The organism is Viridibacterium curvum, from assembly GCF_039544165.1.
Lineage (GTDB): Bacteria > Pseudomonadota > Gammaproteobacteria > Burkholderiales > Rhodocyclaceae > Viridibacterium > Viridibacterium curvum.
In genome coordinates, this window is sequence record NZ_BAABLD010000015.1 from 143,833 (window position 1) to 157,441 (window position 13,609).

Sequence of the window (13,609 nt, forward strand, 5' to 3'; positions counted from 1 at the left end):
GGCTTCGACCGGGTGGATCTGGCGCGTGCGCCGCTTCCAGATCCGGCGCAATGTAACACGCTGACCATTGGCTTCCCGGCACTTTGCCACGGCCAAAAGGACGTCACGGCGAGGCGTTTTGGGCGATCTCTCTGCCAAAACGTCAAATCTGTCGACACACGAAAGAGGCTTTCGTGTGGGCTTCGTGACAGCCGGATCGTCCGAAAGGACGCGTGCGCCGGTGCTTTACGTCCGGAACTGTCATATTTGTTGATGTGACCGAGATCACGAAAGAGTGTAAAAAAAGGCGCCACTCATGGCGCCTGTTTTTTCGCGGGTTGGACTCAGCTCAACCGCCGGCGGGCAATGCCGCCAACCAGGCCGAGCCCCGCCAGCAACATGGCCCAGCCACCCGCTTCCGGTACCGGGCTTACCAGAGACACGACGGAGAGCGTGACAAAGCCCTTGTTTACGAACGCGGTGCCGCCAGTGCCGGCGCGCGCGCCAAGCAGGCTGTCGATGGTGATCTGGACGTCGCTGGCGCCGGCGCTGAACAGCTGGGTGGATGTGGTCTCCCAGCTGCGGGAGTAAGTGCCGCCAGCGGTACCAATGGCGGCCACACCGCTGCCGACCATGGGGGAGTAGCTGATGACGGGCGAGCGGCTATCGACGGCTCGTGTCACGCCACCGGCGTACACCTCGGAGGCGGCCCCCGTCAGCGAGAGCTGGCCAGCCTGGATGATGCTGGCGGAGCTGAGGTTGTAGCCGGCATCGGCAACGATGCGCAGACCGAAGGAGTCACCCGAGAAAGCCCAGGAGGTGCTGGAAGACTGCGCCTCGAAGGTGTTGCTGGCCGCCGTAAAAACCAGCGACGATCCGCTGAATACAATGGGGGTCCCGAAGAAGGGCAACAGGGCGTCGTCGTAGTAAACGTCGAAACCGACAGCGTCGATATGGACTTCGGCAGCGTGCAGCGAGGGGGTTGCGCCGAGCGCGAAGGCCGCAGCGACGGGGGCCATGACGCGGAACATCATTTTTTTCATGTTGCGGCTTCCAGGGTTCAGATGAGGAACGGCAGGGCGTACGGGCAAAGCATTAGCAATCGGCGTGCCACTTCCCTGATGTTCGTGCCCGGTGGACTATAGCCCCCCAGCACATATCTGTCATGTTCGCTTGATCAAGAGGCCGTGCGAGGCGGCCTTAATAGACATACTGCAGCGTGAGGGAATAGCTCTGCGAGTCGTAGTTGTAGCGGATGTGGTTGGCGTCGCGCTTGTCGTTGCGGGTGGAAAGCGCCAGAACCAGGTTCTCCTGGAGGAAATAGTTGAGCGCGATGCTGGCTGTCCGCAGGTACTCCCGCCGATCAATCGGCGCCGCGCCACTGAACTCCTGGTAGGGGTCATAGTGGCGTTTGCGGTAGTCGATGCTGCTGTCGAAGCGTAGCTTGGCGGTCGCCAGCCAGGTCCACTGGGCTTCGCCACCATAACTTTCGGCCTGCACCGGGCTGGAAGTACTGGGGCTGGTCTTTTCGCGCAGTACCCGCAAGCTAAGCGTCGAAGACCCTCGAGGACGCCAGGTGTGTCGCAAGCTCAGGCGGCCGCGTCGCGTTTCCCGGTTGCTGCCGGCCTTTTGTATCTGCACGCCGGCGCTACCCTCGAACCTGGAGGCCGGATTGTCGCCGTAGGCGGCATTGAGCCCGAAATCGTGCTGCTTGTATGTCTGGCCCTTCGCGTAGTCCTGGCCGGAATTTGCATAGCGCGCCTCCAGTCCGTTTCCACTTGCGGGCCACACCCCCAGCGACATGCTCGCCAGGTAACCGTCGTAGTCGCCACCGTTGCTGACTGCAGTGCTGTTGCGCAAGCGCGAAGCCTCGTAGACAAATCGACTACGCCAGTCGGAGGCATAGCGCAGGTCCATTTCTGCGTGGCCTATGTCCGTCGTGGCGGTATTCGCCACCCGGCCGGGATTGTCGGCGTAGTCGCTCTGGGCGGCGGTGCGCTTGGCGTAGAGATCCCACTGATTGGCACGGCCAAAGCCGCCTTTCCAGCCCAGCTGCCCGTCGTCGAGCTCGTAATTGGCGTTTTTGTGGATCTGGTAGCGCGTGAAGATGTGACGGTAGGAGCCATAAAGGTTCTGCCGCCCGAAAGGCTTGTCGGCGCTCAGGCCCAGCGTTGTGGAGGAAGCCAGGTCATCCCGTCGCTCGGTGCCGATGAGCTGTGTGGCGTTGGCGTCAGGCGCGAGACGATAAAGGTTGTCGTCGTAAGAGATGGTCTCGCTGAGGGTAAGCTCGAACACATTGCCGTCGCGTGCAGCAAGGGCGGGCGGCAGGAGCATCGCAATCAGGGCCATCGTGACCCGCGCAACAGCCGTCAGCCTGGGTTCATGCATGGTTAGGGAGATCCGGTGGCGGCACGCTGGCCGAAAGTCGCCGGAGTGTAGCCCGAGATCGTTGCACTTCGTGCTGCATGGCATTGGAGGCATGATCCCGGTGCCATGATGCGCTGACCGGACTGCACAGTTTCAGGACAGCCGTCACACGGGCGCGCTACTGGACGGTATATGCTGCGGCTTGCCGATTCTGAATCCGGGGGGTCAGGAATGGCCCGGTGTGGCACATTCGTTCCAGCCGACAGACCACCTCCCCTGCCCATGATGCTTGCAGCACTTGACCGAAATCGCCAGCAGAGCCTGGCACGCGCCAGTTTCAGCATTGCCCATGCCATCGAGACTTTTCTCGATCCGGTCATCATTGTGGGCAGCCTGTTCGCGACGGCCTTCTACCAAGGAGAAGCCGTCGAGGCGCCGTATATCCTGCTGGCACTGATCGTTTTCTCGCTCTCGTTCCCCGGCACGCTCAATCTGGCCGACAACCGCCGGCGCATGATGCGCAAGACGGTAATGAACTGGGGCACGATTGCGCTGATCCTGCTGGCCTTTGGCTACGCAACGGGTTACGAGCGTTTTTTCCCGGACCGCGTGCTGTACGGCTGGATCGGCACATGCTTCGTGGCGCTGCTGGTCGCGCAACAGCTGGCCGTGTGGGCCTTGCCCAAGGTGCTGGAGAACGGCAACCAGAGCACGGCCATCATCGTGGGCGGTAACGAGATCGGAGTGACGCTGGCGCGCCAGTTCGAGGGCAACCAGTATCTCGGCATCCGTCTGCTGGGGTTTTTCGATGATCGCTCGCGTGAGCGTCTGGGTGTGCTGGAGAACCGCCAGATCCTGGGCCGCCTTGCCGAGCTGGCTGAATACGTGAAGACCCATCACGTCGAGCACATCTACCTGGCACTGCCGATGGCCAGCCAGCCGCGCATCCTGACCCTGCTCGAAGAACTGAAGGACACGACAGCGTCGATTTTCTTCGTGCCGGACATCTTCGTCACTGACCTGATCCAGGGGCGCATGGACAGCATCAACGGCATGCCGGTGGTGGCGGTCTGCGAGACGCCGTTCACGGGTGTGAATGGCATGTTCAAGCGTTTGATGGACGTGTTGCTGAGTCTGATCATCATCGTGCTGATTTCGCCCGTGCTGTTGTTTTGCGCGATCGGAGTCAAACTGTCTTCGCCGGGCAGCATCATCTTCCGCCAGCGTCGCTACGGGTTGGACGGGAAAGAGATCGTGGTCTTCAAGTTCCGCTCGATGACGGTGTGCGAGGACGGTGCCGTGGTGACGCAAGCCACGAAGAACGATCAGCGCGTGACGCGATTCGGCGCCTTCCTGCGCCGGACCTCGCTGGATGAATTGCCGCAGTTCTTCAACGTGCTGCAAGGCACGATGAGCATCGTCGGGCCGCGCCCGCACGCGGTTGCGCACAACGAGTCGTATCGCAAGCTGATCAAGGGCTACATGGTGCGCCACAAGGTCAAGCCGGGCATCACCGGCTGGGCGCAGGTATGCGGCTGCCGTGGCGAAACGGAAACCATCGACAAGATGGAGAAGCGCATCGAGTACGACCTGGAGTACCTGCGCACCTGGTCGATCACGCTGGACCTGTGGATCATCATCAAGACGGTTCTCGTCGTTCTCACCGACCGCAAGGCTTACTGAAACCCGTCGCCTGCAGCCTGCGGCGACCGCAATGGCGTGAAGTTGCGCGCCAAACAACTTGCCCCAGACACGCTGAGCCCGTCCTCTTTTCGCACGGCAGACCCTTTCGGCCGAATGGTTGCGTAACACAACCGTTGCGCATAGCATCCACAGCTCTGCTGAACGGGATTGCCCATGGCTGCCAAACCCTCACGTCGCGATGCCGAGATACTGCGCGAAGCGATGCGCCTCTTCATGTACGAACAACGCCGTCTGCTCGCGGATCTGGATGTGCCGCAAGCGCGCATGCTGATCGTGCTGCTGCGCCGCGCCCCCTTGCTGCAAAGCGAGCTCGGGCGGTTGCTGGCGCTGGAGAAAAGCTGGGTGAGCCGGGCGGTCGACAAGCTGGTGGCACTGGGCTGGGTGACGCGCAATGCGCTACCCGAAGATCGACGCGCCGTGCAGCTGACCCTGAGCCCCGCAGGCTTGCGCGCCGCACGTGAAGTCGACGAGCAGATGAACGCGCATGCCGAGAGCGTGCTGAGCCGGCTGCCACGCGAGACACGCAGCCAGGTGATGCCAGCCCTGCAGGCGCTCTGCGATGCCTTGCACGAAGGCGGCGAACGCGGCGCCGACCAGACATGAGTCAGCCCGGTGCGCTTCGCTTCGCGCTGTCAGCGTCCCCACTGGAAGCCCTGCTGGCGCAGGAAGCTGTCGGCAGCGGGAATCCACAGCGGCAGGTGCTGCTGCACGATATGGTGACCGGCCTTGTCATCCGGTGCAGGCTCGGTCATGACCAGCTGGGCGCGCCCGCCGGCTGCCTGGTAGGCCGCGTGCCAGCGCGGTGCGACATCGCGACCAAAGTAGAGGTCGTTCTGTGCGTAGAGCCACAAGGCCGGCACGTCGGTGCTGCGCGCATAGGCAGAAAAATGCTTTTCGACGTTGCCGGCACTGCAGGGCGAATAGGGCGTTTGCTCGCTCCCGCCTTTGCCCCCACCGAAGTTGATGTAGGTGACCAGCCCCGCCGGCCTGCGCGCGGCCATGGCGATGCTGGCAGCGCCGCCTGCGGAGTGGCCGACGAGCACGAGGCGCGTGAGATCGAGCTGCGGCAGGCTGCGGGCGTGCGCAAGGCTGGCCGCAATGACGTCGGCCATGGCCTCGAAGCCCGGCCCGTAGTCGAGGCTGTTGCAGTTGCCGACGTTGGCTTCGAGATAGGGGCCTTCGCTGTCGCCATAGCTGGGGCGCAACACGTACAGCACGGCAAAGCCGCGATTGAGGAAGTAGCGCGCGGCGTTCCAGTAGCCCAGCACGGTCATGCGCCGCCGGCCTGCCGCTTCGGCATCCGAGCCATGCGACAACACCACCAGCGGGAAAGGGCCCTCGCCCTGCGGCGGCCGCCAGAACATGCCGGTGAGCTGCAGCGTGCTGCCATCAGGACCCTTGAACGCCACGCGCTGTGGCTCGGGCCGGTAACGCGCGGGGTCGTTGGCGCCGGTTTGTGCGATCGCCAGCAGCGGGCAGCCCAGCAACACCATGGCGAGCCAGCGTCGGCAGGCGCGCAGGAGTCGCGAAGGATGAAGAATGTTTGAGCCTGCTTGCATGAGACCTCCCGGGATTTCTGTCGGTGCGCTGGCGGCGCGCCCTCTTTTCACCACTCATGGGCGCGTCAAGACGCGCGCCTCCCGCCAGGACTTTACTTTGCCATGAATACCCCGCAACGCAGTTTCAAGGCCTCGCTGGCCGCAATGATCGGCATCTGTCTGGTGATCATGCTGATCGCGCTTGACGCCACCGTCGTCGGCACGGCCATGCCGCGCATCGTGGCCGAGTTGAAGGGCTATGAGCTGTACACCTGGACGGCGTCGGCCTATTTGCTCTCCAACGCGGTGATGATTCCGATCATGGGTCGCCTTGGCGACCTTTATGGCCGCAAGCCCTTCGTGCTCGGTGCCATTGCGCTATTCACGCTGGCCTCGGCACTGTGCGGCCTGGCGCAGAGCATGCTGCAGCTGGTGCTGGCGCGCGGCCTGCAGGGCATTGGCGGCGGCATGCTCACGGGCGTGGCGTTTGCGTCGATCAACGACCTGTTCCCCGACCGCCAGCAGCGCGTGCGCTGGCATGCCATGCTGTCGGCCACTTTCGGCATCGCCTCGGCGGTGGGCCCTTCGCTGGGTGGCTGGCTCACCGAGCATGCGGGCTGGCGCAGCGTGTTCTACGTGAACGTGCCCGTCGCCTTGCTGGCCCTGCCCGTGGTGGCGCGCTTCCTGCCGCACATCGTGCATCCCAACGACGAGTCGCGCAGTATCGACTGGCTCGGCGCCGTGCTGCTGGCGGTGAGCATCGGTGCGCTGCTGCTCGCGACCGAACAGGCGCAGATGCACGGCCTCATGCAGACTGGCTTCCTGACACTGATGGCGCTGTCCGTACTGGGCGGCACGGCTTTCGTGGTACATCAGCGGCGCTCGAAAGCGCCCGTGATTCCGCCGCGCCTGTTCGCCATCCGCGCCGTACGCCAGCTCGCCGGGCTGGGTGTGCTGACGGGCTTTGTGATGTTTGTGCTGGTGTATTAATCCCCGCTGCTGCTGCAAGGGGGATTCAACCTCTCGCCCAAACAGGCCGGGCTGGTGATGACGCCGTTGCTGGTGATGATCACCGTGGGCAGCATCGTCAACGGGCGCCTGCTGTCACGCCTTGCGCGACCGGAGCGACTGGTCGCCTGGGGACAGATGGGGCTGCTCACGGGCTGTTTGATGCTGATTTTCGTCGACGCCCACAGCCGCCAGGTCTGGATGCTGATGGCATTCGCCGTGTGCGGCTTCGCACTGGGCTTTCAGTTGCCCAATCTGACGCTGCAGATCCAGGCAGTGGTCGAGCGGCGCGACGTGGGTGTGGCCTCGGCGTTGATCCAGACCATGCGCATGCTCGGCAGCATGCTGGGCACCAGCGGCGCAGCGGTGATCATCAACAGCCGCTACGCGAGCCAGGTCGAGCCCGCAACCGCCACGCTGGGGGCCGAGGTGCAGCATCTGCTGGACACGCCGCAGGTGCTGGTGCGCGTTGCCGATCAGACGCAGCTGCAAACGCTGGCCAGCGCCGGACAGTTCGACCCAGGCGCCTTGCTGGAAACCGCGCGCCGTGGGCTCATCGAGGGCGTGCACCTGGGCTTTGCGGCCTGCATCGTTCTGCTCTGCTTCGCGATCTGGATGGCCTGGCGCCTGCCGCATTTCGACGCGCATCGGCGAGATGCATGAGAACGTCAGGACTCCGTCGCGCCCCCGCCACAGCCTTCGCAGGTGCAACTTCAGGCGCACAGATTCGCCGTGCCCTGCCATGGCCTGCGTAGGTGCGACTTCAGTCGCACACATCCGGTCACCAACGCCGCAGTCGACTTTTGGCAGCGTGGCGACGGGCTGAAGCCCGCCCTACAGGCCGCGCCGGAGCAAGAGGAACCTCGCAGGCGTCTTCGTCAGCGACACAATCGAGGTGACAGGTCACCACCTCCTGCGCCGCACGTATTGGCGGGACATATGAGAACCTCAGGACTCCTTCGCCCCGCCACAGCCTTCGCAGGTGCAACTTCAGGCGCACAGATTCGCCGTGCCCTGCCATGGCCTGCGTAGGTGCGACTTCAGTCGCACACATCCGGTCACCAACGCCGCAGTCGTCTTTTGGCGGCGTGGCAACGGGCTGAAGCCCGCTCTACAGGCCGCGCCGGGGCAAGAGGAACGTCACTGGCCTGTGCGCGCGATCTCGCCGTAAAGCCAGCAGCGCGACAACAGCGAAGCGATGGCGCGCGTCGCGTTGTCACAGGCGTCTTCGTCAGCGACACAGTCGAGGTGACAGGCCACCACCTCTTGCGCCGCTCGTGACGGAAATTCGGCATAGCGCGTGATGGCCAGCAAGGTTGCGGCGAGCGCCCGCGCGTCGCAGGCGGCCGCTATGTCGGCGAGTGTGCCCAGCGAATCGGGAGCGCCCATGTCAGTGCCCCTCCGCCAGCATGCTCTGGCTGCTCAGTTGCCGCATGACGTAACCGCGCCAGCGCAGCGCGAGGGCAAAACACAGATCGGCGAGGCGCGGGTCGCCCCCCGCCTGCTCGGCTGCGCACTCCAGATGGCGCGCTACCTGCTGGGCGTTCTCCATGCAGGGTTGCTCGACGAAACGGGTCATGGCGAATAGCGTGGCGCCCGCCAGTGCGGTGGTGGTTTGCGGTGCTGGGCTCGAATCGTTCATGCGGAAGCTCCTTGGGCGTGTTCGCAATAGCTGCTGGACTAGCTGGATGCATTCTACACAGATGCGAATGATTCGCAATTGCAATTTTTGGCTCCGGATGCCCGACAACCGCCGGCGATGGTCATTGCAACAATTTGCAGGTTTAATGCGCCCCTGCCTGACCTACGGCGCAGCCGCATTCCGCTCTCGTCCCCCGCCTGCGCGGGAGAGCCCGGGGTGAGGGTCTTCGCCCAATTCCCTGTCACCTCGCCACGCCGCATGAACCTGCCCCGCCTCTCCGACTTCAGTCTGCGCCGCCAGAGTCTGATCGCCCTTGTCAGTGGCACGCTGACCGTCTTCGCTTACGCGCCGTTCAATCTCTTCCCGCTCGCCGGCCTTTGCTTTGCCGTGCTGTGGCTCATGTGGCAGAACGCCAGCCCGCGCCGTGCGCTGGGCCTGGGCTTCCTGTGGGGCTTCGGCCAGTTCTGGGCCGGCGGCGGCTGGCTGTTCGTCGCCTTCCACGTCTATGGCGGCATGAATCCACCGCTGACCATATTCTTCCTGTCGATCTTCTTCGCCTACCTCGCCCTGTGGGGCACGCTCGCCGGCTGGCTGTTCGTCAAGCTGCGCTCGCCACAACCCCTGCTCAATGCAGCAATCGGTGCGGCTTGCTGGTCGCTGGGTGAATGGGTGCGTGGCTGGTTCTTCACGGGCGTACCCTGGCTGGCACTGGGCTACACGCAGACACCCCCCAGCCCCATCGCCGGCTATGCGCCGCTGTTCGGAAGCTATGGTGCGGGTTTCCTGCTGGTCTTCGTCACGGCGTTGATCGTCACCGCCTGCGCTGACAAGACCCAGCGCATCCGTGCCGGCGTGCTGGCTTTCGCCATCCTCGCGATTGGCGGCGTGCTGCGGTTGATGCCGTGGACTGCACCTGTCGGCGAGCCGATCAAGGTCGCCCTGATCCAGCCCAATATCCCGCAAGACCTGAAGTGGGACAGCGCGCGCCTGCAGGACTGGCTGCTGCGCAACCTCGAACTCACCCAGCAGCACCCCGCCCAGCTCGTCGCCCTGCCCGAAACAACCCTGCCGCTGTTCGACCGCCAGTTGCCCGAGGGTTACCTCGACGCTCTCGCCGCCGGCGCGAAGTCACTGGGCGGCGACGTCATCACCGGCAGCTTCACGCAAGACGCACAAGGCGGCATCTACAACAGCGCCATCTCGCACGGGACCCAGCCGCGACAGGTCTACAGCAAGAACCACCTGCTGCCCTTCGGCGAATTCGTGCCGGGCTTCATGCGCTGGCTGCTCGACCTCGTGAACATCCCCATGGCCGACCAGACACGCGGCGGAGCGACACAGGCCAACTTCAACATTGCAGGGCAGAAAGTGGCCGTGAACATCTGCTACGAAGACGTCTTCGGCGAAGAGCTCATCCACGCCCTGCCCGAAGCCACGCTGATGCTCAACATGAGCAACCTCGCCTGGTACGGCAACTCGCACGCCCAGCCGCAACACCTGCAGATCGCGCAATACCGCGCCATGGAAGCCGGCCGCCCCATGCTGCGCAGTACCAACACCGGCATGACGGCGATCGTCATGCCGGACGGATCGGTGCCACATGTACTGAAAGCGTTTACGACTGGCGCGATTGATGCAGAAGTGCGCGGGTATGGCGGGCTGACGCCCTACGCGCGGTGGGGGAATTGGCCGGTGCTGACAGTGCTCGTGGCGCTGCTCGGCATGGCGTTGTGGCGCAAACGACAAAACACCTGACGACGACGCCCGCGCTACGCAGAGTCCGCGCTACGTGCGGCACGCAATTCGTCACGAATGGCTTGCCGCATGGTCGCCACGAACTGATCGCCCGTCACCGCACGGCGCAATGCTTCGTTGATCAGCGTCTGGTAGCCGCGCTCGCCGGCGAGCGCCTTGAAGTGCTCGATGATGGGCGCATCCAGCATGATGCTGATGCGCTGTTTGGCAACTTTCGCCCGCACCTCTGACTGCCATTGCTCGCGACTGATTTCCTGCTGGCCCTGCCTGAACCGGGCCTTGTCGAAATCTGCCTGTGTGAGCTTTGGCGCGTCGTCAGAAGTAGCCGACATTGCGGTAGTAGAGGTCTGTTTCATCGCTGTCCGCCTTGCGCATCGAGATGATGCGAATGGATTCGTCACGCTCCACATGGACGATGAGCACGACAAGACAATCCAACAAGCCGATGCCGATCAGCCTCGATTCGCCGTAATCCTGTCTGTCATCCTCGAACAGGACCATCGGCCCTGCGAAGACACGCACCGCATCTGCAAAATCCAAGCCGTGCTTGTCGAGATTGCTGCGCCGCTTGGCTTCATCCCACGTGAAGTTCATGCTTTGTTATACATACGAAAGTATGTATTCGCAAGCCATGAAATCAGCGGAACACCACCGTCCGGTTGCCATTGAGCAACACGCGATCTTCGAGGTGGTAGCGCAGGCCGCGCGCCAGTACTGCCTTCTCGATGTCCTTGCCATAACGCACCATGTCTTCGACCGAGTCGGAGTGATCCACACGGATCACGTCCTGGTCGATGATGGGGCCTTGATCCAGCTCGGCAGTGACGTAGTGACAGGTCGCACCGATCAGCTTGACGCCGCGCTGGTAGGCCTGGTGATAAGGCTTGGCGCCGACGAAGCTGGGCAGGAAGCTGTGGTGAATGTTGAGAATCTGCCCCGGATACGCGGCGCAAAGCTCGGGCGAGAGGATCTGCATGTAGCGCGCGAGCACCATGCAATCGCCACGCACTTCGTCGTAGAGACGCGCAACTTCGGCATAGGCCTGCTGCTTGTTGTCGGCGGTGACAGGCACGTGATGAAAAGGAATGCCGTGCCACTCGACGAAGCCGCGGAAGGTGTCGTGGTTGGAGATGACGCAGGGAATCTCGATATCGAGCTCCTTGCTCTGCCAGCGTGCGAGCAGGTCGTAGAGGCAGTGCTCCTGCTTGCTTACCAGCAGCACGACGCGCTTCTTAACCGCGCTGTCGCTGATCTTCCAGTCCATCTGGAATTCGCTGGCCAGCGGCGCGAAGCGGCTGCGGAATTCGGCAAGGTGGAAAGGCAGGGAGTCGGCCTTGATCTCGATGCGCATGAAGTACTGGTTGGCATCGGGGTCGGCGTGCAGGTTGGTTTCGAGAATCCAGCCGCCGTGTTCGGCGATGAAGCTGGAGACGCGGGCGACGATGCCGACGCGGTCGGGGCAGGAGGCTGTGAGCGTGTAGAAGCGCTGGGTGTGCATGGTGTCAGTCTTTTTCAGGGCTCGCTCAGGGTTCAATGAGGAGCTTCTGGTAGGTGTCGAGCAGCATTTCGTTGAACTCGACCGTTATCTGCACGCGCAAGCCCGCAGCAGGCGCCAGTACGGATTGCAGCGCCGTCACCAGCGCTGTGCCGAGCTGCTGGCGTTGCGCGATGCTGCGACCGGCCATGAGGTGCAAGCGCGCGTGAATGAAAGCCTCGCCTGAATCGAAATTGCCGACGCGATAGTGTTCAAGCTGCGTCGCGCGGCTCTTCATCTGTTCGGGCGCATCGAAGAGGCCGGTGCCGAGCAGGGCCGCATTGGCTTCGCGCAACGCCGCAGGAACATCGAAGAACTCGGCAAGATTGGCGGTGTATTCGAGGCTTAGGTGCGGCATCTCAGTGACCCTTAGCGTGCGAGCAGCGGAATGAGGATCGCGGCAGCGATGCCGATTGCCGGTATCAGGATGAACAGGACCAGCGCCCAGAAGGACCAGCGGCGCTGTATGCGGTTGAAGTGCTCCACGCTATCCCAGCGCTTGTTCTGCCAGGCCAATTCACGGCCCTTGATGCCGAGATAAATCGAGACGATAAGGCCCACGTAGGGCACGAGCGCCAGCAGACCGATGTAGGTCTTGTTTCCCAAGGCCCAGATCCAGGAAAGCACGAAAGGCCCCCAGCCCCAGCCCTTTACGTCCTCCGGGATCGGATGTCCCTTGCCCATGCCCGAAGTGTTTTCGCCTTCTTGCCCGACTTCATAGACGGGAGACTGCGGCGGCGCGTACGGATTGTGACCCTGACTCATGCTGCCCTCTTTGTTTTAAGAGACGAGTGCCCCCGCCGGACGTCCTCAGATGCGGGCCGAAGCCTTGTCGATCTCGGCGCGCAGTTCAGCGTAGGAGCGCGCAACCGGATACTGCGGGAACTCGCGCACGACGTTCTCGGGCGGGTGCATGAGGATGCCGGCGTGGGCTTCGCCGAGCATGGTGGTGTCGTTGTACGAGTCACCCGCCGCGATGACCTTGAAGTTGAGGCCCTTGAAGGCTTTGACCGCCGCGCGCTTCTGGTCGGGCATGCGCAGGTGATAGTTCACGAGCATGCCGTTGGCGTCGGCTTCGAGGCGATGGCAGAAGATTGTCGGCTGGCCCATCTGCACGAGCAGCGGCTTGGCGAATTCGTAGAAGGTGTCGGACAGGATCACGACCTGGTACGAGAGGCGAAGGCTGTCGAGAAACTCGCGACAGCCTTCCATGAGGCCCATGCCGGCGATGACGTTCTGGATGTCGGGCAGACCCAGCTTGTGCTGCGCGAGGATGCCCAGGCGGTACTTCATGAGCTTGTCGTAGTCCGGCTCGTCACGCGTCGTGCGACGCAGTTCGGGGATGCCGGTACGTTGCGAGAACTCGATCCAGATTTCCGGGACGAGTACGCCTTCCATGTCGAGACAAACGATCTGCACTTTTACAAGCCTTGGTTCTTGGAATTCATGAATGGGCGGAGATTTTCCCCTCACCCCCAGCCCCTCTCCCTCAGGGCGAGGGGAGCTCAGTGAGCCGCCATGGCGGCTATGTAAAGCAGAGGGATTCTACATGCGACGCATGATGCTCCGTCGCGCAACGCAGCACGCTGCACGCGGTGCTTACTCGCAACCGCAGATGCCGACGGCGGGAATCTCGCTGCGCTGGCGTCCGCCTTCCAGCACAACCAGGCGGCCCTCGTAACGGGTGAGACTGCAGGTCTTGCCCTTGCCCTTGCAGGCGGCGCCGACGGCATTCATGACAGCCTGTACGTTCCAGTCACCATTTGACACGTGCAGGACGAAACGGTCGCTCGGGCGCGGTCCGCCATCACGCTCGGGAATGTATTTTTCCTGTCGCAGGTCCAATGTCTGCACCTTGCCTTCGGCACGAAGCTGGGCTTTCTTCTTGCCCTCGCTGGACCAGCGGACGATGGGCGCTTCGCGCGTATTGAAGCGCGTGAAGCTGCAGCCGCAACCAGGCTGGATATCCGTTTCCAGCAGGGGAACAAGCGCCGTACCGGCTTGTGCCGAACCGGCCAACAGGCCTGCTGCGACCAGGAGAACTCCCAGGAACTGCTTCATCTCTGCTCCTCTTGATGCTGT

The 13,609-nt window shown here is 63.1% G+C and carries 15 protein-coding genes and 1 pseudogene; 4 read left to right on the forward strand and 12 right to left on the reverse strand.

What is annotated here, in order from left to right:
* Positions 1 to 323: 323 nt before the first annotated feature.
* Positions 324 to 1,022, reverse strand: a complete 699-nt coding sequence (locus tag ABEA02_RS16010) for a PEP-CTERM sorting domain-containing protein (protein WP_345534101.1) — start codon at positions 1,020 to 1,022, stop codon at positions 324 to 326.
* Between the two features lie 157 nt (positions 1,023 to 1,179).
* Complete coding sequence (locus ABEA02_RS16015; RefSeq protein ID WP_345534102.1) at positions 1,180 to 2,367, reverse strand: hypothetical protein; 1,188 nt, start codon at positions 2,365 to 2,367, stop codon at positions 1,180 to 1,182.
* 261 nt (positions 2,368 to 2,628) lie between these two features.
* Here ABEA02_RS16015 and ABEA02_RS16020 point away from each other — a divergent pair, with 261 nt between their 5' ends.
* Positions 2,629 to 4,029: an undecaprenyl-phosphate glucose phosphotransferase gene (locus tag ABEA02_RS16020; RefSeq protein WP_345534103.1), complete on the forward strand. Its 1,401-nt coding sequence runs from the start codon at positions 2,629 to 2,631 to the stop codon at positions 4,027 to 4,029.
* Positions 4,030 to 4,203: 174 nt separating this feature from the next.
* The gene (locus ABEA02_RS16025) at positions 4,204 to 4,653 is read left to right on the forward strand and encodes a MarR family winged helix-turn-helix transcriptional regulator (RefSeq protein WP_345534104.1); all 450 of its coding nucleotides are present in this window, start codon (positions 4,204 to 4,206) and stop codon (positions 4,651 to 4,653) included.
* A 29-nt stretch (positions 4,654 to 4,682) separates the two neighbouring features.
* Here ABEA02_RS16025 and ABEA02_RS16030 read toward each other — a convergent pair whose 3' ends face one another.
* Positions 4,683 to 5,609, reverse strand: coding sequence for an alpha/beta hydrolase family protein (locus ABEA02_RS16030; RefSeq protein ID WP_345534105.1), 927 nt, complete (start codon positions 5,607 to 5,609; stop codon positions 4,683 to 4,685).
* Between the two features lie 102 nt (positions 5,610 to 5,711).
* Between ABEA02_RS16030 and ABEA02_RS16035 the strand changes: the two are divergent.
* Positions 5,712 to 7,259 (forward strand): annotated as a pseudogene (locus ABEA02_RS16035) (MDR family MFS transporter).
* Between the two features lie 477 nt (positions 7,260 to 7,736).
* On the opposite strand, the gene ABEA02_RS16040 reads toward ABEA02_RS16035, so the two are convergent.
* Together ABEA02_RS16040 and ABEA02_RS16045 are read right to left on the reverse strand one after the other, a co-directional pair.
* The gene (locus ABEA02_RS16040) at positions 7,737 to 7,985 is read right to left on the reverse strand and encodes a hypothetical protein (RefSeq protein ID WP_345534106.1); all 249 of its coding nucleotides are present in this window, start codon (positions 7,983 to 7,985) and stop codon (positions 7,737 to 7,739) included.
* 1 nt (position 7,986) lies between these two features.
* Entirely contained in the window at positions 7,987 to 8,238 is a 252-nt protein-coding gene (locus ABEA02_RS16045; protein ID WP_345534107.1) for a hypothetical protein, read from the reverse strand.
* A gap of 258 nt (positions 8,239 to 8,496) precedes the next feature.
* On the opposite strand from ABEA02_RS16045, the gene lnt reads away from it, so the two are divergent.
* Positions 8,497 to 9,993, forward strand: coding sequence for an apolipoprotein N-acyltransferase (gene lnt / locus ABEA02_RS16050; RefSeq protein WP_345534108.1), 1,497 nt, complete (start codon positions 8,497 to 8,499; stop codon positions 9,991 to 9,993).
* A gap of 14 nt (positions 9,994 to 10,007) precedes the next feature.
* Here lnt and ABEA02_RS16055 read toward each other — a convergent pair whose 3' ends face one another.
* The 7 genes from ABEA02_RS16055 to ABEA02_RS16085 all read right to left on the reverse strand — a co-directional run bounded on the left by ABEA02_RS16055 (position 10,008) and on the right by ABEA02_RS16085 (position 13,588).
* Entirely contained in the window at positions 10,008 to 10,349 is a 342-nt protein-coding gene (locus tag ABEA02_RS16055; RefSeq protein ID WP_345534109.1) for a BrnA antitoxin family protein, read from the reverse strand.
* Complete coding sequence (locus ABEA02_RS16060) at positions 10,309 to 10,587, reverse strand: BrnT family toxin (protein ID WP_345534110.1); 279 nt, start codon at positions 10,585 to 10,587, stop codon at positions 10,309 to 10,311. Before ABEA02_RS16060 ends, ABEA02_RS16055 begins: the two co-directional genes overlap by 41 nt.
* Positions 10,588 to 10,630: 43 nt before the next feature.
* Positions 10,631 to 11,491, reverse strand: coding sequence for a formyltetrahydrofolate deformylase (gene purU / locus ABEA02_RS16065; protein WP_345534111.1), 861 nt, complete (start codon positions 11,489 to 11,491; stop codon positions 10,631 to 10,633).
* A 25-nt stretch (positions 11,492 to 11,516) separates the two neighbouring features.
* On the reverse strand, positions 11,517 to 11,885 hold the full coding sequence (locus ABEA02_RS16070; protein WP_345534112.1) for a 5-carboxymethyl-2-hydroxymuconate Delta-isomerase: 369 nt from the start codon (positions 11,883 to 11,885) through the stop codon (positions 11,517 to 11,519).
* Positions 11,886 to 11,896: 11 nt separating this feature from the next.
* Positions 11,897 to 12,292 carry a hypothetical protein gene (locus ABEA02_RS16075; protein ID WP_345534113.1) on the reverse strand — a complete coding sequence of 132 codons (396 nt, stop codon included), beginning with the start codon at positions 12,290 to 12,292 and terminating at the stop codon, positions 11,897 to 11,899.
* Between the two features lie 45 nt (positions 12,293 to 12,337).
* Positions 12,338 to 12,946 (reverse strand): bifunctional phosphoserine phosphatase/homoserine phosphotransferase ThrH, encoded by a 609-nt coding sequence (thrH, locus tag ABEA02_RS16080; protein ID WP_345534114.1) that lies wholly within the window; start codon positions 12,944 to 12,946, stop codon positions 12,338 to 12,340.
* Between the two features lie 180 nt (positions 12,947 to 13,126).
* On the reverse strand, positions 13,127 to 13,588 hold the full coding sequence (locus ABEA02_RS16085; RefSeq protein WP_345534115.1) for a hypothetical protein: 462 nt from the start codon (positions 13,586 to 13,588) through the stop codon (positions 13,127 to 13,129).
* Between the last annotated feature and the right edge of the window lie 21 nt (positions 13,589 to 13,609).

Excerpts from the sequence above, each read along its gene's own strand:
- ABEA02_RS16060 (WP_345534110.1), bottom strand. The coding sequence starts at position 10,587 with ATGAACTTCACGTGGGATGAAGCCAAGCGGCGCAGCAATCTCGACAAG.
- ABEA02_RS16020 (WP_345534103.1), top strand. The coding sequence starts at position 2,629 with ATGATGCTTGCAGCACTTGACCGAAATCGCCAGCAGAGCCTGGCACGC.
- ABEA02_RS16010 (WP_345534101.1), bottom strand. The coding sequence starts at position 1,022 with ATGAAAAAAATGATGTTCCGCGTCATGGCCCCCGTCGCTGCGGCCTTC.
- ABEA02_RS16030 (WP_345534105.1), bottom strand. The coding sequence starts at position 5,609 with ATGCAAGCAGGCTCAAACATTCTTCATCCTTCGCGACTCCTGCGCGCC.
- purU (WP_345534111.1), bottom strand. The coding sequence starts at position 11,491 with ATGCACACCCAGCGCTTCTACACGCTCACAGCCTCCTGCCCCGACCGC.
- ABEA02_RS16040 (WP_345534106.1), bottom strand. The coding sequence starts at position 7,985 with ATGGGCGCTCCCGATTCGCTGGGCACACTCGCCGACATAGCGGCCGCC.
- ABEA02_RS16025 (WP_345534104.1), top strand. The coding sequence starts at position 4,204 with ATGGCTGCCAAACCCTCACGTCGCGATGCCGAGATACTGCGCGAAGCG.
- ABEA02_RS16015 (WP_345534102.1), bottom strand. The coding sequence starts at position 2,367 with ATGCATGAACCCAGGCTGACGGCTGTTGCGCGGGTCACGATGGCCCTG.
- ABEA02_RS16075 (WP_345534113.1), bottom strand. The coding sequence starts at position 12,292 with ATGAGTCAGGGTCACAATCCGTACGCGCCGCCGCAGTCTCCCGTCTAT.
- ABEA02_RS16085 (WP_345534115.1), bottom strand. The coding sequence starts at position 13,588 with ATGAAGCAGTTCCTGGGAGTTCTCCTGGTCGCAGCAGGCCTGTTGGCC.
- lnt (WP_345534108.1), top strand. The coding sequence starts at position 8,497 with ATGAACCTGCCCCGCCTCTCCGACTTCAGTCTGCGCCGCCAGAGTCTG.
- ABEA02_RS16055 (WP_345534109.1), bottom strand. The coding sequence starts at position 10,349 with ATGAAACAGACCTCTACTACCGCAATGTCGGCTACTTCTGACGACGCG.
- ABEA02_RS16070 (WP_345534112.1), bottom strand. The coding sequence starts at position 11,885 with ATGCCGCACCTAAGCCTCGAATACACCGCCAATCTTGCCGAGTTCTTC.
- ABEA02_RS16045 (WP_345534107.1), bottom strand. The coding sequence starts at position 8,238 with ATGAACGATTCGAGCCCAGCACCGCAAACCACCACCGCACTGGCGGGC.